The 21166-nt window shown below is 43.8% G+C and carries 16 protein-coding genes and 1 tRNA gene; 14 read left to right on the forward strand and 3 right to left on the reverse strand.

The window, feature by feature from the left end:
* Positions 1-29: 29 nt before the first annotated feature.
* The 3 genes from cysN to cysG are packed head-to-tail and all read right to left on the reverse strand — an operon-like array spanning position 30 to position 3803.
* On the reverse strand, positions 30-1445 hold the full coding sequence (gene cysN / locus CWB72_RS12925; protein WP_138631994.1) for a sulfate adenylyltransferase subunit CysN: 1416 nt from the start codon (positions 1443-1445) through the stop codon (positions 30-32).
* Positions 1445-2344: a sulfate adenylyltransferase subunit CysD gene (gene cysD, locus CWB72_RS12930; RefSeq protein WP_058028504.1), complete on the reverse strand. Its 900-nt coding sequence runs from the start codon at positions 2342-2344 to the stop codon at positions 1445-1447. Before cysD ends, cysN begins: the two co-directional genes overlap by 1 nt.
* 37 nt (positions 2345-2381) lie before the next feature.
* A complete protein-coding gene (cysG, locus tag CWB72_RS12935; RefSeq protein WP_138632012.1) occupies positions 2382-3803 on the reverse strand; it encodes a siroheme synthase CysG in 1422 nt (473 codons plus the stop codon).
* 338 nt (positions 3804-4141) lie between these two features.
* Between cysG and deoC the strand changes: the two genes are divergently transcribed.
* From deoC to fusA, 14 genes are all read left to right on the forward strand, one after another.
* Positions 4142-4885 (forward strand): deoxyribose-phosphate aldolase, encoded by a 744-nt coding sequence (deoC, locus tag CWB72_RS12940; protein ID WP_138631997.1) that lies wholly within the window; start codon positions 4142-4144, stop codon positions 4883-4885.
* Positions 4878-5378, forward strand: coding sequence for a hypothetical protein (locus tag CWB72_RS12945; protein WP_138632000.1), 501 nt, complete (start codon positions 4878-4880; stop codon positions 5376-5378). Before deoC ends, CWB72_RS12945 begins: the two co-directional genes overlap by 8 nt.
* A gap of 142 nt (positions 5379-5520) precedes the next feature.
* A tRNA-Trp gene (locus CWB72_RS12950) sits at positions 5521-5597 on the forward strand.
* Positions 5598-5729: 132 nt separating this feature from the next.
* Entirely contained in the window at positions 5730-6107 is a 378-nt protein-coding gene (gene secE / locus CWB72_RS12955) for a preprotein translocase subunit SecE (RefSeq protein WP_058028507.1), read from the forward strand.
* Positions 6108-6111: 4 nt separating this feature from the next.
* Entirely contained in the window at positions 6112-6669 is a 558-nt protein-coding gene (gene nusG / locus CWB72_RS12960; protein ID WP_130256507.1) for a transcription termination/antitermination protein NusG, read from the forward strand.
* 162 nt (positions 6670-6831) lie between these two features.
* A complete protein-coding gene (rplK, locus tag CWB72_RS12965) occupies positions 6832-7260 on the forward strand; it encodes a 50S ribosomal protein L11 (RefSeq protein ID WP_010387320.1) in 429 nt (142 codons plus the stop codon).
* A 6-nt stretch (positions 7261-7266) separates the two neighbouring features.
* Positions 7267-7971 carry a 50S ribosomal protein L1 gene (gene rplA, locus CWB72_RS12970; protein WP_058028509.1) on the forward strand — a complete coding sequence of 235 codons (705 nt, stop codon included), beginning with the start codon at positions 7267-7269 and terminating at the stop codon, positions 7969-7971.
* A 333-nt stretch (positions 7972-8304) separates the two neighbouring features.
* Positions 8305-8799: a 50S ribosomal protein L10 gene (rplJ, locus tag CWB72_RS12975; protein ID WP_138566665.1), complete on the forward strand. Its 495-nt coding sequence runs from the start codon at positions 8305-8307 to the stop codon at positions 8797-8799.
* A gap of 77 nt (positions 8800-8876) precedes the next feature.
* Positions 8877-9239, forward strand: coding sequence for a 50S ribosomal protein L7/L12 (gene rplL / locus CWB72_RS12980; RefSeq protein ID WP_058028511.1), 363 nt, complete (start codon positions 8877-8879; stop codon positions 9237-9239).
* A 263-nt stretch (positions 9240-9502) separates the two neighbouring features.
* Positions 9503-13528 (forward strand): DNA-directed RNA polymerase subunit beta, encoded by a 4026-nt coding sequence (rpoB, locus tag CWB72_RS12985; RefSeq protein ID WP_138632003.1) that lies wholly within the window; start codon positions 9503-9505, stop codon positions 13526-13528.
* A 96-nt stretch (positions 13529-13624) separates the two neighbouring features.
* Entirely contained in the window at positions 13625-17806 is a 4182-nt protein-coding gene (gene rpoC, locus CWB72_RS12990; RefSeq protein WP_138632006.1) for a DNA-directed RNA polymerase subunit beta', read from the forward strand.
* A 187-nt stretch (positions 17807-17993) separates the two neighbouring features.
* A complete protein-coding gene (gene rpsL / locus CWB72_RS12995; RefSeq protein WP_010387308.1) occupies positions 17994-18368 on the forward strand; it encodes a 30S ribosomal protein S12 in 375 nt (124 codons plus the stop codon).
* A 102-nt stretch (positions 18369-18470) separates the two neighbouring features.
* Entirely contained in the window at positions 18471-18941 is a 471-nt protein-coding gene (rpsG, locus tag CWB72_RS13000; protein WP_058028514.1) for a 30S ribosomal protein S7, read from the forward strand.
* A 27-nt stretch (positions 18942-18968) separates the two neighbouring features.
* Complete coding sequence (gene fusA, locus CWB72_RS13005; protein ID WP_138632009.1) at positions 18969-21083, forward strand: elongation factor G; 2115 nt, start codon at positions 18969-18971, stop codon at positions 21081-21083.
* Positions 21084-21166 lie beyond the last annotated feature (83 nt).

The following is a 21166-nucleotide window of genomic DNA, read 5'->3' on the forward strand; positions in this document are numbered from 1 at the left end:
ATTACGAATTTCATAAGGTAATAAACAGCTTATTTAAGCTTAGTAATGTCAAGCGCTTGCCAGTGCGGGAAGTGCTTGCGAACTAGGGTATTAAACTCAACTTCAAAGTCGCTAAACTCTGAGTGTTGCGTTACTTGTTCTGAAAGTAATGCTTCAATCATGCCTGCACCAATCGTCAGGTTTGATAAACGGTCGATCAGAATGAATGCGCCAGTTTCGTGGTTGTTGCGATATACATCAGCCACAATGCTTTCAGTCAGCTCTAGTGTCACAATCGCAATTTCGTTTAACTGTAGGCTGTCAGCTTGACCTTGCTCTAAGGTGTTTACATCAATGGTATGGTCAATTTTCTTCACGATAGCAGCGGTGTTTTTGCTACCTAACTTGAAGTTATAACTCTTACCTAGCACTAACGGCTCTTCGTGCATCCACACAAGCTTTGCTTGCACTTGGTTTGTTACAGCAGCTGTTGAGTCAGCAGGTACGATCACATCACCACGGCTTACATCAACTTCATCGTTTAATGTAATTGTGAATGCTTGGCCTGTTTGCGCTTGCTCTAAGTTACCGTCAAAGGTCACTAGCTCTTTGATGCTAGATTGCTTGCCAGATGGTAATACCTTAACCGCTTGACCAACCGTTAATGAGCCCGATGTTAATGTGCCTTGGAAGCCACGGAAATCAAGGTTTGGACGTACAACATACTGAACAGGGAAGCGCGCTTCAAAGTCTGTATTCGCCTCTGCTGCTGGAGAATCTTCAAGTAACTCAAGCAATGGCTTATCTGTGTAATAAGGTGTGTGCTCAGAACGCGTTACGACGTTGTCGCCTTTAAGCGCCGACATAGGCACAAACTTGATGTCAGATACGTTTAACTGCTCAGCAAACTTCAAATAGTCAGCTTTGATTTTTTCAAATACGGCTTCGTCAAAGTCCACGATGTCCATCTTGTTGATGGCAACAACGAACTGCTTGATACCTAATGAATCACAGATAAAGCTGTGACGCTTAGTTTGAATTTGCACACCGTAGCGCGCATCAACTAAGATGATAGCTAAGTCACTCGTAGACGCACCTGTTACCATGTTACGTGTGTATTGCTCGTGTCCTGGTGTGTCAGCAATGATGAATTTACGCTTCGCCGTTGAGAAATAACGGTACGCAACATCAATGGTAATACCTTGCTCACGTTCAGCTTGTAAACCGTCAACCAGAAGCGCTAAGTCTAGCTCTTCACCTGCGTTACCCACTTTTTCATTGTCTTTGTGAAGTGCTGCAAGTTGATCTTCATAAATTTGATGGCTGTCGTGTAATAGACGACCGATAAGCGTTGATTTACCATCATCCACGCTACCACAAGTCATCATGCGCAAAAGGCTTTTGTCTTGTTGGCGCGCTAGATAAGCGTCGATACCTAATTCTCTTACTTCATTTGCCGTAGACATTAGAAATACCCCTCACGTTTTTTCTTCTCCATCGAGCCTGATGAATCATGGTCAATTACTCGGCCTTCACGCTCAGAAGAGGTAGAAAGCAACATTTCTTCGATGATGCCAGTCAGTGTGTTTGCTTCTGACTCAACCGCACCTGTTAGCGGGTAACAGCCTAATGTACGGAAACGCACAGATTTCATTTCAGGCACTTCGCCTTCGTTTAATGGCATACGCTCATCGTCAACCATGATTAATGTGCCATCACGTTCAACAACAGGACGCTTTTCAGAAAGGTACAATGGCACGATTTCAATATTCTCTTGATAGATATATTGCCAAATGTCTAGCTCAGTCCAGTTAGATAGAGGGAATACACGAATAGATTCGCCCGGATTAACTTGACCGTTGTAGGTGTTCCAAAGCTCTGGACGTTGGTTTTTAGGATCCCAACGGTGGTGCTTATCACGGAATGAGTAAACACGCTCTTTTGCTCGCGACTTTTCTTCGTCACGGCGCGCACCACCAAAAGCAGCATCAAAGCCGTATTTGTCTAGTGCTTGCTTCAAGCCTTGTGTTTTCATTACGTCAGTGTGTTTTGCTGAACCGTGCGTAAACGGGCCTACACCCATAGCAATGCCTTCTGGGTTTTTGTGGACGATTAAGTCAAAGTTATATTCTTTTGCTAAGCGGTCACGGAATTCGATCATCTCGCGGAATTTCCAATCTGTGTCTACGTGTAATAGGGGGAAAGGAATTTTCGCTGGGAAGAATGCTTTACGCGCTAAGTGTAGAAGCACCGATGAGTCTTTACCGATAGAGTAAAGCATCACTGGGTTTTCAAACTCGGCTGCGACTTCGCGAATAATCTTTATACTTTCAGCTTCTAATTGCTGAAGGTGTGTTAAAGCCATTGTCGTCGTCCTACTTAAAAATTAAAAAATAAAATCGTTACGCCACATCGGTCAGTGGCTGAGCAAAACTGCTGATCTGTGCACTTTGCCCAAACCAAGCTAACTCTTCATGTAAAGCAGCTACTTCTCCGATAATCAGTAGTGCTGGTGAGACAATCTCATGTGCCTCAATTTGTTCGGCCAATTGACCTAATTCGGTTCTAACCACGCGCTGATTCTTACGGGTACCATTTTCAACAATTGCAACTGGGGTGCTAGCACTGCGGCCATGTTCAAGTAATTTAGCCTGAATATGCGGTGACTTGATCACGCCCATATAAATTGCCAACGTTTGGTTAGGCTTAGCAAGCCCTTGCCAATCTAATTCTTGGCCGTCTTTTTTACAGTGACCCGTTACAAACTGGATTGCCTGTGCATGATCTCTGTGTGTCAAAGGAATACCTGCATAAGCGCTACACCCGGCAGCGGCAGTAATGCCCGGTACGATTTGATAACGTACATCATGGGCTTTCAGTACTTGTACTTCTTCACCACCACGGCCGTAAATAAACGGATCGCCACCTTTAATTCGGCAAACTTTTTTGCCTTGTTTCGCAAGGTCGACCAACATCTGATTGGTGTCTTCTTGCTTAACACTGTGGTAGTTAAGGCGCTTACCGACACAAATTAAATCTGCATCGCGGCGTACTAAATCCATAATCTCATCAGAAACGAGGTAGTCATACACCACAACATCGGCTTGTTGCATAAGCTGTAACGCTTTAAGTGTTAGTAGCTCAGGATCACCGGGACCTGCACCAATCACATATACTTCGCCTTCCGGCTCAGCTTTAGCGTCGAGCATTTCGTGTAGCTGTTCGGTCGCAGCCTCGGTATTGCCTACCTGTACTTTACTCACCACGCTTGAATCGAACACGCTTTCCCAAAACTGGCGGCGATCGGCAAAATGCTTAAAGCGTGCCTTTACCTTATCTCTGAAGCTGCCTACTAAGGTTGCTAATGGGCCAATGTGCTGTGGAATAAGCGTTTCTAACTTCTCACGTAAACGTCGTGCTAAAACCGGCGCAGTGCCTGCGCTTGAAATTGCAATGGTAATAGGGTCACGGTCTACAATAGACGGGAAAATAAACGAGCACTTAGGCTGGTCGTCTACCACGTTGACGAAAATATTATGCTGGTTTGCTAATTCAAATACGGTGTTATTAACCGACTCAACATCAGTAGCAGCAATAACAAGCATTTTGCCTGCAAGGTGAGACTCATTAAAATAGTCTTTAATTAGCGTAACTTCGCCATCTTGCTCGGCATCGAGTAACTCTTGGCAAAACTCAGGGGCTACAATCGTTACATCCGCACGTGCTTTTAAAAATGCACGCGCTTTACGAAGTGCAACATCACCGCCGCCGACAACCAGCACCGGTTTGTTATCAAGTTTGGTAAAGATAGGTAAGTACTGCACCATTTGCCCCTTAGTTATATTCATATTCTGCTATTTTTATCGTGCAGAACATTACAGAGCAGCAGAATATAGCGGCTTTGAAACAGGAAAAAATAATTAAAACCTAGTCTATATAACTAAAAGTTATAGAAGGGGGGTTGATTTGGTTTAAGGCTTTATTTACAGGCCCTTGAGCTAAGTTTTAGCTACTTAATTTAGCTTATTATGTTTGGTTATGAGATATGCTAAACAGATAAATTTGATTTTGAGCAGAGTCTTTAGCGGACAAATGCCCTAGGATTGAGGAGATATATTCACTTAACTAACATGAACGCTCTTTACATACACGGGAAAGTACCATGACAATACAACAAGATGCAGCACAAGCATTGTTCCTAATGGACCTCACATCTCTAAATGAAAACGATACAGAGCAATCTATATTGGCATTGCTAGATAGTGTGCGCCCTGAGATTGGTCTGCCAGCTGCCATTTGCGTCTATTCACAATTTGTTGGTTTAGTAAAAAAAGAACTGATACAAAGAAACTGGCAGTCAGTTAAAGTTGCAACAGTGACAAACTTTTATGATGGCGAGCAGTCATTAGACTTGGTGCTTAATGAAACAAAACAAGCTTTATTAGACGGGGCTGACGAAATTGATTTAGTGATCCCATATAAAGAAGTGATACAGGGCGAGCTAGAGAATACCAAACTGTATGTTCATAAGAGCAAGCAGTTATGCACAGAGTATGATGCTTGTCTCAAAGTAATCATAGAAAGTGGTGAGCTAAAAGCGCCTGAGCTTATTTGCAAAGCAAGTAGCTTAGTGATAGAAGCGGGTGCAGACTTTATTAAAACTAGCACCGGAAAAGTGTCTGTTAATGCCACTTTAGAAGCAACTGAAATTATGCTTGATGCAATTAATTCATCAGGCCGAGAAGTGGGCTTTAAAGCGGCGGGTGGAGTAAGAACAGTGAATGATGCGAGTGCTTACTTACGACTTGCTGAACAAAAACTAGAATGCAGTAGTTTGACGCCAGCGCAATTCAGATTCGGCGCATCAGGCTTACTAAAAGATATTCATAACACTTTAGATGCATAGATACAGTGAGCAAGAAAAAATAGAGCTTGAGCATGAAGCAGCCAAGTTAATTTTAAAATGTTACGAAAAGGCGTATGGCACCCCTATGCGCCATATCTGGCATAATGAACCACGAAAACCCGATGTCAGCTGTTACCAAGGTGATCAGAAACTCGACATTGAAGTGGCGCATTTGTATGCCAGTGAAACCGAAGCTATGGCTGTACTTGGCAGACCGCTATCGTTATCGATGCAACGAGAATTGGCTGTGATGTCTCAGGCACCGTCTGAACAGCAGCTCAAAGTGGCATTGGGACGGTTGTTGAATCAAAAAGCCAAGAAAAGCTATCAATTAGAGCGGACATGGTTGTTGATCCGTAACGCCAGTCCGATTTGGCATTACGATGATTTTAAAAATGTGCAGGCACAATTAAGCTTTCCTGATACTCACCCATTTGAGCAAATCTGGTTATTGTGTGATTTTCATCATGGTGACTTGTTACAGCTGGCATAACCGTTAAAATACACAAATATTTTTGTTTGATTTATAACCACTGTTGGCGCGAGATTATCGTAAGATTTGACAAAATTAAAATTTGCGCATCTTTTACTCTTGTTTTCGCTTTGTTCGTCAGTATAATGGGCATCCACTTTGCAGGGGCGTAGTTCCAATTGGTAGAACAGCGGTCTCCAAAACCGATGGTTGCGGGTTCGAGTCCTGCCGCCCCTGCCAATTCATACAGCTAGTCTAAACCTAAAATAATGTGGCCGTTCAATGAACCTCTCGCTTATTTGTAGATTTGGATTAATGGATTTACCCTGCCATATGCAGGGTCGTTGTGTCTGTATTTAAGGTAAAATTTTTATGAGCACGAATGTAGAAACTCCGTCAAACTCGATGGATACGGTTAAGTGGCTAGTATCAATTGCATTGCTATTAGGTGCAGTTGTAGGTAATTACATGTACGCTGACCTATCTGTGTTAGTGCGTGCGGTAGGTGTTGTTGTTGCAGTAGCAGCCGCTTTAGGTCTACTGGCAACTACTGAAAAAGGTCGTACTTTTATTGCTTTTGCAAAAGAGTCTAGAATTGAAGTACGCAAGGTTGTTTGGCCAACGCGTCAAGAAACAACGCATACAACTTTTATCGTAATGCTAGCAACAGTGGTAATGGCGTTAATCCTTTGGGGTTTAGACGGCATTTTATTCCGTATTGTTGGCTTTTTAACTGGATTGGAGATCTGATCCCATGTCGGATGAGAACAAAGAAAAGAAATTACGCTGGTACGTAATTCAAGCGTTTTCGGGTTTCGAAAAGCGCGTTGCTCAAACAATCATTGAGCACATTAAGATCGAAGGCTTAGAAGATAGCTTTGGTGAAGTACTAGTCCCTACTGAAGAAGTAGTTGAAATGCGTGCTGGTCAAAAGCGCAAATCTGAGCGTAAGTTCTTCCCAGGTTATGTTCTAGTTGAAATGGACATGAACGATGCGAGCTGGCACTTAGTAAACAGCACGCCACGTGTAATGGGTTTCATTGGTGGTACGTCTGATCGTCCAGCACCAATCAGCAAAAAAGAAGCTGACCGTATTCTTAACCGTATTCAAGAAAATGCTGAAGCGCCTAAGCCTGCAACATTATTCGAAGTGGGTGAAGTGGTACGTGTAAACGATGGTCCATTTGCAGACTTCAGTGGTGTAGTTGAAGAGGTTGATTATGAGAAGAGCCGCTTAAAAGTGTCTGTTCTTATCTTCGGTCGTTCTACACCAGTTGACCTAGAATTTGGTCAGGTAGAAAAAGACAAATAATTTCTTTTCGAAGAGATTGAAAAAGGCCGCTGGTTAATCTATAATCAGCGGCCTTTTGTTATCTGGTATAGCAAAAGCACAGATTTTTTTAATTTGGGAAGCCGCTTGAGTACGCGTCCTCGCGCGCACAAGGCAAAGACCCAACTAACGAGGTTATTTAAAATGGCAAAGAAAGTTGAAGCTCTAATCAAGCTACAAGTTGCTGCTGGTATGGCTAATCCTAGTCCTCCAGTAGGTCCTGCACTAGGTCAACACGGTGTAAACATCATGGAATTCTGTAAAGCGTTCAACGCACGTACAGAGTCTATCGAGAAAGGCGCTCCGGTTCCTGTAATCATCTCTGTTTACAACGACCGTTCATTCACTTTCGACATGAAAACTCCACCTGCTTCTTACCTTCTTAAGAAAGCAGCTGGCATCAAGTCTGGTTCTGGCCGTCCTAACACTGAAAAAGTGGGTACAGTAACACGTGCTCAACTAGAAGAGATCGTTGAGACTAAACGTCCTGATCTTACTGCTGCTGATATGGACGCAGCTGTACGCACGATTGCAGGTTCTGCACGTGCAATGGGCTTGAATGTAGAAGGGTAATTGAGAATGGCTAAATTAACTAAGCGTATGCGCGTAATCCGCGAAAAAGTTGACGTAACTAAAGAGTACGAAATCAACGAAGCTGTTGCTCTTCTTAAAGAACTAGCTACTGCTAAATTCACTGAAAGTGTTGACGTTGCTGTTAACCTTGGTATCGATGCACGTAAATCTGACCAAAACGTTCGTGGTGCAACTGTACTTCCAAACGGTACTGGCCGTGAAGTTCGCGTTGCTGTATTCACAGCTGGCGCAAACGCTGAAGCTGCTAAAGAAGCGGGTGCTGATTTAGTAGGTATGGAAGAGCTTGCTGAGCAAGTTAAGAAAGGCGAAATGAACTTTGATGTTGTTGTTGCTTCTCCAGATGCAATGCGCGTTGTTGGTCAACTAGGTCAAATCCTAGGTCCACGTGGTCTTATGCCTAACCCTAAAACTGGTACTGTAACACCTAACGTTGCAGAAGCAGTTAAAAATGCTAAAGCTGGTCAGGTTCGTTACCGTAACGACAAGAACGGTATCGTTCACACGACTATCGGTAAAGTTGACTTCACTGCTGAACAGCTACAACAAAACCTTGAAGCACTACTTGTTGCTCTTAAGAAGGCTAAGCCTTCTCAAGCGAAAGGTACTTACTTGAAGAAAGTAAGCATCTCAACAACTATGGGCGCAGGTGTTGCTGTTGACCAAGCTACTCTAAACACGCAAGTAGCGTAATTTAGAAATTAGCATTTACATGGCGTAAAATTTGAACTATAATTTTGCGCCATTTCGTTGAGAACGTGTTCTCTAACGAAGTAAAGAATTCGGGTTGAAGCGCATAATTTCGTAGTATTGTTAACCAGTTGGTCTACAATCAAACGATAAATTGCGTTTCCGTCCAAGACCGTAGGTGGTGAAAACCTTAATAATCCCTACGTAGACGGTGTGAATCCCAGCTAGATTTTCCTAATCTTCTGGCTCTCGCCGTAAAAAGCACCTCAGCAATTTTGTTGAGGTAAGAGTAGAACTGAAAACCATTAGGTTTTTAATTAACCAGGAGTAACACCCATGGCTTTAAACCTTCAAGACAAGAAAGCAATTGTTGCTGAAGTTAATGAAGTTGCCAAAGGTGCTCTATCTGCAGTAGTTGCAGATTCTCGTGGTGTGACAGTTGATGCTATCACTGCTCTTCGTAAAGAAGCTCGTGAAGCAGGCGTTTGGATGAAGGTTGTTCGTAACACCTTAGCTAAACGTGCTGTTGAAGGTACTGATTATGAGTGTCTTAACGAGTCTCTAGTAGGCCCAAGCCTAATCGCTTTCTCTTCAGAGCACCCAGGTGCTGCTGCGCGTATCTTCTCAGATTTCGCGAAAAAGAATGAGCTATTCGAGCTTAAGTCTGCTGCATTCGAAGGCAATATCGTTGACGTAGCTATGCTTGCTAAGCTACCTACTTACGACGAAGCTGTTGCACGCTTAATGAGCGCTATGAAAGAAGCGTCTGCTGGCAAATTGTGTAAAACAATTGAAGCAGTTCGCGTTAAGAAAGAAGAAGAAGCTGCTTAATTTTAAGCCTTTATTCACTTTCTCATTTAAAAATTTTTTTGAACCTCATGGGTTCGTAATTAATTAGGAAATTTACAATGTCTGTAACTAAAGACCAAATCCTTGACGCGATTGCTGAAATGTCAGTAATGGAAGTTGTTGAACTAGTTGAAGCAATGGAAGAAAAGTTCGGCGTAACTGCAGCTGCTGCTGTTGTTGCTGCTGGTCCAGCTGAAGCTGCTGAAGAAAAGACTGAGTTCGACGTAATCCTAGCTGCTGCTGGCGGTAACAAAGTTGCTGCTATCAAAGCTGTACGTGGTGCAACTGGTCTTGGCCTTAAAGAAGCAAAAGCTCTTGTTGAGTCTGCTCCTGCGCCAATCAAAGAAGCTGTTTCTAAAGAAGAAGCTGAAGCACTTAAGAAAGATCTTGAAGAAGCTGGTGCTGAAGTTGAGATCAAGTAATCTAGCTACGGCTAGGTTCGCTGCCTGAGCAATCAGGCAAGGGCTGGTGATTATTTAATCACCGGCCCTTTTGCGCTCTAGTATGATCATATTTACTAGACGCAAAAAACTCTAAATTTCACTTTTATTTCAATAACTTAAGTTTTTGCTAATAGCAGTGGCATTTAGTGCAACAATGAGATGTTGTTATCATGGCTTAGATGCCAGTAATGCTGTTCTTACAAGAACAGGTTGGGTCAAAGATCAGCAAGCTGAGGAACCCCATGGCTTACTCTTATTCTGAAAAGAAACGTATCCGTAAGGATTTTGGTAAACGTCCACAAGTTTTGGATATACCTTTCTTACTGTCTACACAGTTAGAATCGTTCAAAAAATTCTTGAATCCTGACGCTGTAGGCGACTATGGACTGGAAGCTGCATTCCGCTCTGTTTTCCCTATTAAAAGCTACTCGGGTAATTCTGAGCTCCAATACGTAAGTTACCGTATTGGCGAGCCAGTATTCGATGTAAAAGAATGTCAAATTCGCGGCGTGACTTATTCTGCTCCACTTCGCGTAAAATTACGTCTTGTGCTAATGGATAAAGAAGCACCAGGCACAGTCAAAGACATTAAAGAGCAAGAAGTTTACATGGGCGAAATCCCGCTCATGACCGATACCGGTACTTTTGTAATCAATGGTACAGAGCGTGTTATCGTTTCTCAGCTACACCGTTCACCTGGTGTATTCTTTGATAACGACCGTGGTAAGTCACACTCTTCAGGTAAAGTACTTTATAATGCACGTGTTATTCCTTACCGTGGTTCATGGTTAGACTTTGAATTTGATGTAAAAGATAACCTATATGTACGTATTGACCGCCGTCGTAAATTACCGGCGTCTATTATTTTACGTGCTTTAGAGTTTACATCTGAAGAGATCTTAGCAATGTTCTTCGAAACGACAACGTTCGAAGTTGCTAACGGTAAAGTATTAATGGAGCTTGTTCCTGCGCGTCTTCGTGGTGAAACAGCTGCATTTGATATTAAAGACAAAGACGGTGACGTGATCGTTGAAGCCGGTCGTCGTGTTACAGCTCGTCATATCAAGACTCTTGAAAAGAAAGAAATTACACAACTTGAAGTACCACATGAGTACATCATTGGTCGTGTAGTAGCGAAGAACTACATCGATGAGTCTACTGGTGAAATCATCGCAGAAGCGAATGCTGAACTTTCACTAGAGCTAATGGCTGAGCTTGTTAAAGCAGGTCACGCGCAAATCGACACACTTTACATCAATGATGTAGACAGTGGTGCATACATTTCAGATACATTACGTATCGATTCTTCTACAAACCGCTTAGAAGCGCTTGTAGAAATCTACCGTATGATGCGCCCTGGTGAGCCACCAACGAAAGAAGCTGCAGAAGCTTTATTTGAAAACTTATTCTTCACTGAAGAGCGTTATGACCTATCAACTGTAGGTCGTATGAAGTTCAATAGCCGTGTAGGTTATGATTCAGATACAGGCCCAGGTACACTGAGCAAAGAAGATATCGTATCAGTAATGAAAGTATTGATCGATATTCGTAACGGTAAAGGCGAAGTGGACGATATCGACCACCTAGGTAACCGTCGTATCCGTTCTGTAGGTGAAATGGCTGAAAACCAATTCCGTGTTGGTTTAGTTCGTGTTGAACGTGCTGTTCGTGAGCGTTTAAGCTTAGGTGATCTTGACAATGTAATGCCTCAAGACCTAATCAACGCGAAACCTATTTCAGCAGCAGTTAAAGAATTCTTTGGCTCTTCACAGCTGTCACAGTTCATGGACCAAAACAACCCGCTTTCAGAAGTAACGCACAAGCGTCGTATTTCTGCTTTAGGTCCGGGTGGTCTTACACGTGAACGTGCAGGCTTCGAAGTTCGAGACGTACACGTAACACACTACGGTCGTGTTTGTCCTATCGAAACACCTGAAGGTCCAAACATCGGTCTAATCAACTCACTTTCTACATACGCACGTACTAACGACTATGGTTTCTTAGAAACACCATATCGTAAAGTTGTTGATGGTGTAGTAAGCGATGAAGTTGATTACCTATCAGCTATCGAAGAAGGTCAATTCGTAATCGCTCAGGCGAACACGAACCTGAACGACAGCAATGAATTTATTGATGAGTTAATCCCATGTCGTCACAAAGGTGAATCGACATTTATGGGTCGTGATGACATCCAATATATGGACGTATCACCTCAGCAGGTTATCTCAGTTGCAGCAGCACTAATCCCATTCCTAGAACACGATGATGCTAACCGTGCACTAATGGGATCGAACATGCAACGTCAAGCAGTACCAACACTACGCGCTGATAAGCCGTTAGTAGGTACAGGTATCGAGCGTACACTAGCAAAAGATTCTGGTGTAACAATCGTTGCTAAGCGTGGCGGTGTTGTTAAATATGCTGACGCAAGCCGTATCGTAGTTAACGTAAATGAAGAAGAGCGCATTCCAGGTGAAGCGGGTATCGACATTTACAACTTAACTAAATACACACGTTCTAACCAAAATACGTGTATCAACCAGAAACCTACTTGTATGGTTGGTGAGCCGGTTGTACGTGGTGACGTATTAGCTGATGGTCCTTCGACTGACTTAGGTGACTTAGCACTAGGTCAAAACCTTCGCGTAGCATTCATGCCATGGAATGGTTATAACTTCGAGGATTCAATCTTACTATCTGAGAACGTTGTAAAAGAAGATCGTCTAACAACAATCCACATCCAAGAACTTCAGTGTATCGCACGTGATACTAAACTTGGTCCTGAAGAGATCACAGCTGATATTCCAAATGTAGGTGAGTCTGCACTTGGTAAACTGGATGAGTCTGGTGTTGTTTATATCGGTGCTGAAGTAAAAGGTGGCGACATCCTTGTAGGTAAAGTAACACCTAAAGGCGAAACGCAACTTACTCCTGAAGAAAAGCTACTACGTGCTATCTTCGGTGAAAAAGCATCTGATGTTAAAGACAGCTCACTACGCGTACCAAACTCTGTAACTGGTACAGTGATCGACGTACAAGTATTCACTCGTGACGGCGTTGAAAAAGACAAGCGTGCCTTAGAAGTTGAAGAAATGCAGCTTCGTGAAGCGAAGAAAGACTTCAACGAAGAGTTCAGAATCCTTGAAGGCGGTATCTTAACACGCGTTCGTACATTGCTTGTACAAGCGGGTCTAAGTGAAGATAAAGTAGCTGAATTAAGCACTGACAAGCTACTTACTCAAAGCCTAGCTGATGAACAGCAACAAGCTGATCTTGAGCAACTTGCTGCACAGTACGATGAGCTTAAAGCTGAGTACGACAAGAAGTTTGAAAACAAACGTCGCAAGATTACTCAAGGTGATGACTTAGCACCAGGCGTACTTAAGATTGTTAAAGTATACCTAGCTGTTAAACGTCGTATCCAACCGGGTGATAAGATGGCTGGTCGTCACGGTAACAAAGGTGTTATCTCGACAATCGTACCAGTAGAAGACATGCCATACGATGACAAAGGTCGTACAGTAGATATCGTACTTAACCCGCTGGGTGTACCATCTCGTATGAACATCGGTCAGATCTTAGAAACACACATGGGCCTGGCTGCACGTGGTATCGGTGAAACGCTAGAAGAGATGATGAAAGAGCAGCGTGAAATTCACGAAATGCGCGATTTCATTGCAAAAGCTTACGCTGTAGGTGATTGCCGTCAGAAAGTGGATATTGCTAGCTTCTCTGATGATGAAGTTCGTCGTCTTGCGAACAACCTGAAAGGTGGTCTACCTATCGCGACTCCAGCATTCGATGGTGCTCGTGAATCAGAGATTAAAGACCTTCTTGAGCTAGGTGGTTACCCACGTAGCGGTCAGGTAACGCTATATGATGGTCGTACTGGTGATGCGTTTGAGCGTCAAGTAACTGTTGGTTACATGTATATGCTGAAACTAAACCACTTAGTAGACGACAAGATGCACGCGCGTTCTACTGGTTCTTACAGCCTAGTAACTCAGCAGCCGCTGGGTGGTAAGGCACAGTTCGGTGGTCAGAGATTCGGTGAGATGGAGGTATGGGCATTAGAAGCATACGGTGCTGCCTATACACTTCAAGAGATGCTGACAGTTAAGTCAGATGACGTAAATGGTCGTACTAAGATGTATAAGAACATCGTTGATGGTAACCACAAGATGGAACCAGGTATGCCAGAGTCATTCAACGTATTGTTGAAAGAAATCCGCTCACTAGGTATCAACATCGAGTTGGAAGAAAATTAATCCGACAGCCGCAGCTAAGCTGCGGCTCCCCGGACTGAAAGAATGTAGGGGCAAGCATTGCTTGCCCTCGAGATTAACTCCGACAGGAGAGCTAAGGTGAAAGACTTACTTAAGTTTTTGAAGCAACAAAATAAGACCGAAGAATTTGATGCGATCCGCATCGGTCTTGCTTCACCAGACATGGTACGTTCTTGGTCTTACGGTGAAGTTAAAAAGCCTGAGACAATTAACTATCGTACGTTCAAGCCTGAGCGTGACGGCTTATTCTGTGCCCGTATTTTCGGCCCAGTAAAAGATTATGAGTGTTTATGTGGTAAATATAAGCGCTTAAAGCACCGTGGTGTTATTTGTGAAAAGTGTGGCGTAGAAGTTACTTTAACTAAAGTACGTCGTGACCGTATGGGTCACATTGAGCTAGCTAGCCCAGTTGCACACATTTGGTTCCTTAAGTCATTACCGTCTCGTATCGGCCTAATGCTAGATATGACACTTCGTGACATCGAGCGCGTACTTTACTTCGAATCATTCGTAGTAACTGAGCCTGGCATGACTACGCTAGAGCGCGGTCAGCTATTAGGCGAAGAAGAGTACCTAGATGCACTTGAAGAGCATGGTGATGAGTTCGAAGCTAAGATGGGTGCAGAAGCTGTACTTGATCTACTTAAAGAACTAGACCTAGGTCAGCTTATCGCTGAAATGCGTGAAGAGTTACCAACAATCAACTCTGAAACCAAGCGTAAGAAGATCACTAAGCGTCTTAAGCTGATGGAGTCTTTCCACCAGTCAGGTAACAACCCTGAGTGGATGATCATGAGCGTGCTTCCGGTTCTTCCACCAGATCTTCGTCCTCTAGTACCACTAGATGGCGGTCGTTTTGCAACGTCTGATCTGAACGACCTTTACCGTCGTGTTATTAACCGTAACAATCGTCTTAAGCGTCTACTTGACTTAGCTGCACCAGACATCATCGTACGTAATGAAAAGCGTATGTTACAAGAAGCGGTTGATGCGCTACTTGATAACGGTCGTCGCGGTCGAGCGATCACAGGTTCTAACAAGCGTCCACTTAAATCGCTTGCAGACATGATCAAAGGTAAGCAAGGTCGTTTCCGTCAAAACCTTCTAGGTAAGCGTGTTGACTATTCAGGCCGTTCTGTAATTACAGTTGGTCCTACGCTTAAACTTCACCAGTGTGGTCTTCCTAAGAAGATGGCACTTGAGCTATTCAAGCCATTCATCTACGGTAAGCTAGAGCGCCGTGGCATGGCGACAACCATCAAAGCTGCGAAGAAGATGGTTGAGCGTGAAGTACCAGAGGTATGGGACGTACTAGACGAAGTGATCCGTGAGCACCCGGTTCTACTTAACCGTGCACCAACACTTCACCGTCTTGGTATTCAAGCGTTTGAACCAGTTCTAATCGAAGGTAAAGCAATCCACTTACACCCACTAGTGTGTGCGGCATATAACGCTGACTTCGATGGTGACCAAATGGCGGTACACGTACCGTTAACATTAGAAGCACAGCTAGAAGCACGTGCTCTAATGATGTCAACGAATAACATTCTATCACCAGCGAACGGTGAGCCTATTATCGTTCCTTCACAGGACGTTGTATTAGGTCTTTACTACATGACGCGTGATCGCATCAATGCCAAAGGTGAAGGCATTGTATTCAAAGATGCGAAAGAAGCTGAAAAAGCTTACCGTACAGGTGTTGCTGAACTTCATGCTCGCGTTAAAGTTCGTATTACAGAAACAGTTATCGATGAAGAGACTGGTGATCGTTCACAACAGACTTCTGTAGTAGATACGACTGTTGGTCGTGCGATCCTTTCTCTAAGCACACCTGAAGGCTTACCATTTGAGCTTATCAACCGTGCATTAGGTAAGAAGCAGATTTCTGCACTTCTAAATGAGTGTTACCGTCGTCTAGGTCTAAAAGACACAGTCGTGTTTGCTGACCAAGTGATGTATACAGGTTTCCACTACGCGATGAAGTCTGGTGTATCTATCGGTATTAACGATATGGTAATCCCACCGACGAAAGCGGGCATCATTGAAGCAGCTGAAGCGGAAGTATCTGAAATTAATCAACAGTTCCAATCAGGTCTTGTAACTGCAGGTGAAAAGTACAACAAAGTAATCGATATCTGGTCACGTGTTAACGAAAACCTTTCACGTGAAATGATGGCGAACTTATCGAAAGATACAGTTGTGAATGCTCAGGGTGAAGAAGAAGAGCAACCTTCTTTCAACTCGGTATTCATGATGGCCGACTCAGGCGCACGTGGTAGTGCCGCTCAGATCCGTCAGTTAGCGGGTATGCGTGGTCTAATGGCACGTCCAGATGGTTCTATCATCGAAACGCCAATCACGGCTAACTTCCGTGAAGGTCTAAACGTACTACAGTACTTCATCTCGACGCACGGTGCGCGTAAAGGTCTAGCCGATACGGCACTTAAGACAGCGAACTCGGGTTACCTAACTCGTCGTCTAGTAGACGTTGCACAAGACTTAGTTATCACAAACGATGATTGTGGCACGTTAGACGGTCTGACAATGAAGCCGCTAATCGAAGGTGGTGACGTTGTTGAGCCACTTCGCGAGCGTGTATTAGGTCGTGTTGTTGCTGAAGACATCTTAAAGCCAGGTACTGACGAAGTACTTGTTGAGCGTAACATCATGCTTGACGAAAAACTGTGTGACCTTTTAGAAGAGCACTCAGTGGACGAAGTACGAGTACGTTCAGTTATCACATGTGATAACGATTACGGTGTATGTGCTAAATGTTATGGTCGTGACCTAGCACGTGGTCATATCATCAACGCAGGTGAATCAGTAGGTGTTATCGCCGCTCAGTCAATCGGTGAGCCGGGTACACAGCTTACGATGCGTACATTCCACATCGGTGGTGCTGCATCAAGAGCGTCAGCAGAAAACAGCGTACAAGTTAAGAATAACGGTAGCCTGAAGTTACATAATGCAAAATATGTATTAAACACTGACGGTAAGATTGTTATCACTTCACGTTCAACTGAGATCACAATCATTGATGATCACGGTCGTGAGAAAGAGCGTTATAAGGTACCTTACGGTGCTGTACTTTCTGTACAAGATGGTGCAGAAGTTAAAGGTAACGATATCGTTGCAACATGGGATCCGCACAGTCACCCAATCATTCTTGAGCATGAATCAAAAGTGTCATTCTCTGACATTGATGATAGCAACACAGAAGCGCAGACTGATGACCTTACAGGTTTAACACGTGTTGTTGTTAAAGACCTATCTAAGGTTAATGCGAAAGAGCCTAAACTAATCATTGAGAACGAAGAACGTGGTCTTCAAGAGATCCGTCTTCCTTCATTCACAACGATTGAAATCACAGATGGCGCAACAGCGGCACCTGGTCAGGTTCTAGCGCGTATTCCACAAGAAGGTTCGAAGACTCGTGACATCACGGGTGGTCTACCTCGAGTTGCTGACTTATTCGAAGCACGTAAGCCAAAAGATCCTGCAATACTTGCAGAAATCACAGGTGTTGTGAGCTTCGGTAAAGAGACAAAAGGCAAGAAACGTCTTGTTATCACACCTGAAGAGGGTGATGCATACGAAGAGATGATCCCGAAATGGCGTCAGCTTAACGTGTTCGAAGGTGAGATGGTTTCTAAGGGTGAAGTTATCGCCGATGGTCCAGAGTCTCCGCACGATATCCTTCGTCTTCGTGGTGTAACTGATGTATCTAACTACATCGTTAACGAAGTACAAGAAGTTTACCGCTTACAGGGTGTAAAGATTAACGATAAGCACATCGAAACGATCATTCGCCAAATGCTACGTAAGTGCATCATCCTAGACGGTGGTGATACTGAGTTCCTAGCAGGTGAACAAGTTGAAGTGGCACGCGTTAGTATTGCAAACCGTGACTTAGAGAAGCAAGGTAAGATCCCAGCTAAGTATGAAATTCAGCTGATGGGTATTACTAAAGCGTCTCTTGCAACAGAATCTTTCATTTCTGCAGCATCATTCCAAGAAACAACACGTGTTCTTACGGAAGCAGCAGTAAATGGTAAGAGCGATGAGCTACGTGGCTTGAAAGAGAACGTAATCGTAGGCCGTCTGATCCCAGCCGGTACAGGTTTCGCGTATCACCAAGAGCGTATGAACCGTCGCAAGCAAGCTGAGCTTCCAGTTGAAGAGCAAACAGTAAGTGCTGAAGAGGCAACTCAAGCATTAACTGATGCACTGAACGCTGATCTATTAGGTGGCGAAGAGTAATTCTTCCCACTAAATAGCAAAAGATAACGGGCAAGCCTGAGAAATCAGGCTTGCCCGTTATTTTTTGGTTGACAGCTCAATCTTTGCTCATTAAAATTCCGCCACCCATTTATTCGTTCGAATAAAAGAATGTTTAAATAGGGCAGATTTTTTCATTTTTCAGTAGTAATTAATCAGGAGCTATTTAATGGCAACTATTAACCAGCTAGTGCGTAAGCCACGTCGTAGCAAGGTTACAAAGAGCAACTCTGCTGCTCTTAAAGCTTGTCCACAGAAACGTGGTGTATGTACTCGTGTATATACAACAACACCTAAGAAACCAAACTCTGCATTACGTAAAGTAGCGCGTGTACGTTTAACTAACGGTTTCGAAGTAACTTCATACATCGGTGGTGAAGGTCACAACCTTCAAGAACACAGTGTTATCCTAATCCGTGGTGGTCGTGTTAAAGACTTACCGGGTGTACGTTTCCACACTGTTCGTGGTGCACTTGACTGTGCAGGCGTAAATGACCGTAAACAAGGTCGTTCTAAGTACGGTGCTAAACGCCCTAAGGGCTAATGGTTCTCCGTTAGTAAGGCCAAGCACTTAAATTTTAAATTTTTATATTTTGTTTTGGGAGTCGCTGAAGTAAAGCGAACCTGAAGATACCGGAGAAATAAAATGCCTAGAAGACGCGTTATAGGTCAACGTAAAATTCTTCCAGATCCTAAGTTCGGATCAGAACTTCTTGCTAAATTCGTTAACGTAGTAATGTTAGACGGCAAGAAATCTACTGCTGAAAAAATCGTTTACGGTGCGTTAGACGTGGCTGCTGAGAAATCAGGCAAGTCGCACCTAGAAATCTTTGAAGCTGCACTTGAAAATGTACGTCCAGCGGTTGAGGTTAAATCTCGCCGTGTTGGTGGTTCTACATACCAAGTTCCAGTTGAAGTACGTCCAGTACGTCGTAACGCATTAGGTATGCGTTGGTTAGTTGACGCTTCTCGTAAGCGTGGCGAAAAGTCAATGGGCCTTCGTCTAGCTCAAGAGATGCTTGATGCAGCTGACAACAAAGGCACTGCGGTTAAGAAACGTGAAGACGTTCACCGTATGGCTGAAGCGAACAAAGCATTCGCTCACTACCGTTGGTAGTCTGCTAACACCTTTTAAGAGGATATTATGGCACGTACAACTCCTATTGAGCGTTACCGTAACATCGGTATTTGTGCTCACGTAGATGCAGGCAAAACCACCACAACAGAACGAGTTCTGTTCTACACGGGTCTTTCTCATAAGATCGGTGAAGTTCATGATGGTGCTGCAACTATGGACTGGATGGAGCAGGAGCAGGAGCGTGGTATTACCATTACTTCTGCTGCCACAACGTGTTTCTGGAAAGGGATGGATGCTCAGTTTGATGAGCATCGTATTAACATCATCGATACACCAGGACACGTAGATTTTACTATCGAAGTAGAGCGTTCGTTACGTGTACTAGATGGTGCAGTCGTGGTTTTATGTGCTTCATCAGGTGTACAACCACAAACGGAAACAGTCTGGCGTCAGGCCAATAAATACGAAGTTCCTCGTATGATCTTCGTAAATAAAATGGACCGTACAGGCGCTGACTTCTTAGCAGTTGTGGATCAGGTGAAGAACCGTTTAGGTGCGACACCTGTGCCAATTCAGTTACCAATTGGTGCTGAAGACGAATTTAAAGGTGTTATCGATCTAATCAAAATGAAAGCAATCAACTGGAACGAATCGGACCAGGGGACGACTTTCACTTATGAAGAGATCCCAGCAGACCTTCAAGACCTAGCAGAAGAATGGCGAGCAGAAATGCTTGAGTCTGCTGCTGAAGCGTCTGAAGAGCTAATGGACAAATATCTTGAAGAAGGTGACTTAAGCGAAGCTGAGATTAAAGCTGCGCTACGTCAACGCACACTGGCCAATGAAATCGTGCCAATGACTTGCGGAAGTGCATTCAAGAACAAAGGGGTTCAAGCAGTGCTTGACTCGGTTGTTGAATACATGCCTTCGCCTACAGAAGTAAAAGAGATCCAAGGTATCCTCGAAGACGAAACCGAAGGAACTCGACCAGCTGACGACAATGCACCTTTTTCTGCATTAGCATTTAAAATTGCAACAGACCCGTTTGTTGGTACATTGACTTTCTTTAGAGTTTATTCAGGTACAGTGAAGCAGGGTGATGCAGTTTATAACCCTGTTAAATCGAAAAAAGAGCGTTTAGGCCGTATTGTACAAATGCATGCTAACTCTCGTGAAGAAATTAAAGAAGTTCGCGCGGGTGACATTGCAGCTGCAATCGGTTTGAAAGATGTGACTACGGGTGACACGCTTTGTTCGAGTGACTCAGTGATTACCTTAGAGCGCATGGAGTTTCCTGAGCCGGTAATTTCTGTAGCGGTTGAACCGAAAACTGTAGCTGACCAAGATAAAATGGGTATTGCACTAGGTAAACTAGCTGCAGAAGATCCATCTTTCCGTGTTGAAACAGATGAAGAGTCTGGCCAAACCATCATCTCTGGTATGGGTGAGCTTCACCTTGATATCATTGTTGACCGTATGAAACGCGAATTTGGTGTTGTGTGTAACGTGGGTAAACCTCAAGTTGCATACCGCGAAACAATTCGTGCTTCAGTGGAAGCTGAAGGTAAATTTGTACGTCAATCAGGTGGTCGTGGTCAATACGGTCATGTTTGGCTTAAACTTGAACCAATGGAAATTACGGACGACGAGTCTCCTACTTACGAATTCGTGAACGAAATCGTAGGTGGCGCTGTTCCTAAAGAATATATTCCAGCGGTTGATAAAGGCATTCAAGAGCAGATGCGCCAAGGTGTCTTGGCTGGCTATCCACTACTTGGTGTTAAAGCAACGTTATTCGATGGTTCTTTCCACGATGTTGACTCTAACGAAATGGCCTTTAAGATCGCAGGTTCTATAGGTTTCCGTGATGGTGCGCTGGAAGCAGATCCAGTTATCCTAGAACCTGTTATGAAAGTTGAAGTAATCACCCCTGAAGAGAACATGGGTGATGTAGTAGGCGACCTAAACCGTCGTCGTGGTATGATCGAAGGTATGGAAGAAGCGTTTGGCGGCTTGAAGCAAGTTAATGCTCAAGTACCACTTTCTGAAATGTTCGGTTATGCAACTGATCTTCGCTCTGCAACGCAGGGCCGCGCATCATACTCTATGGAATTCTCCAAGTATGCTGAAGCAGCCAAAAACGTTACAGAGGCAATAATTGCAGCTCGCGCTGTAAGATAATTTTAGTTCGGTCCGATTCATACTGGATCGGACTTTAATTTCTTTTATAGGAAATTTTTAAGATGGCAAAAGAAAAGTTTGAA

It is taken from the genome of Pseudoalteromonas phenolica (genome assembly GCF_005886345.1).
Classification (GTDB): domain Bacteria; phylum Pseudomonadota; class Gammaproteobacteria; order Enterobacterales; family Alteromonadaceae; genus Pseudoalteromonas; species Pseudoalteromonas phenolica_A.

Excerpts from the sequence above, each read along its gene's own strand:
- cysN (WP_138631994.1), bottom strand. The coding sequence starts at position 1,445 with ATGTCTACGGCAAATGAAGTAAGAGAATTAGGTATCGACGCTTATCTA.
- cysD (WP_058028504.1), bottom strand. The coding sequence starts at position 2,344 with ATGGCTTTAACACACCTTCAGCAATTAGAAGCTGAAAGTATAAAGATT.
- deoC (WP_138631997.1), top strand. The coding sequence starts at position 4,142 with ATGACAATACAACAAGATGCAGCACAAGCATTGTTCCTAATGGACCTC.
- CWB72_RS12945 (WP_138632000.1), top strand. The coding sequence starts at position 4,878 with ATGCATAGATACAGTGAGCAAGAAAAAATAGAGCTTGAGCATGAAGCA.
- secE (WP_058028507.1), top strand. The coding sequence starts at position 5,730 with ATGAGCACGAATGTAGAAACTCCGTCAAACTCGATGGATACGGTTAAG.
- nusG (WP_130256507.1), top strand. The coding sequence starts at position 6,112 with ATGTCGGATGAGAACAAAGAAAAGAAATTACGCTGGTACGTAATTCAA.
- rplK (WP_010387320.1), top strand. The coding sequence starts at position 6,832 with ATGGCAAAGAAAGTTGAAGCTCTAATCAAGCTACAAGTTGCTGCTGGT.
- rplA (WP_058028509.1), top strand. The coding sequence starts at position 7,267 with ATGGCTAAATTAACTAAGCGTATGCGCGTAATCCGCGAAAAAGTTGAC.
- rplJ (WP_138566665.1), top strand. The coding sequence starts at position 8,305 with ATGGCTTTAAACCTTCAAGACAAGAAAGCAATTGTTGCTGAAGTTAAT.
- rplL (WP_058028511.1), top strand. The coding sequence starts at position 8,877 with ATGTCTGTAACTAAAGACCAAATCCTTGACGCGATTGCTGAAATGTCA.
- rpoB (WP_138632003.1), top strand. The coding sequence starts at position 9,503 with ATGGCTTACTCTTATTCTGAAAAGAAACGTATCCGTAAGGATTTTGGT.
- rpsL (WP_010387308.1), top strand. The coding sequence starts at position 17,994 with ATGGCAACTATTAACCAGCTAGTGCGTAAGCCACGTCGTAGCAAGGTT.
- rpsG (WP_058028514.1), top strand. The coding sequence starts at position 18,471 with ATGCCTAGAAGACGCGTTATAGGTCAACGTAAAATTCTTCCAGATCCT.
- fusA (WP_138632009.1), top strand. The coding sequence starts at position 18,969 with ATGGCACGTACAACTCCTATTGAGCGTTACCGTAACATCGGTATTTGT.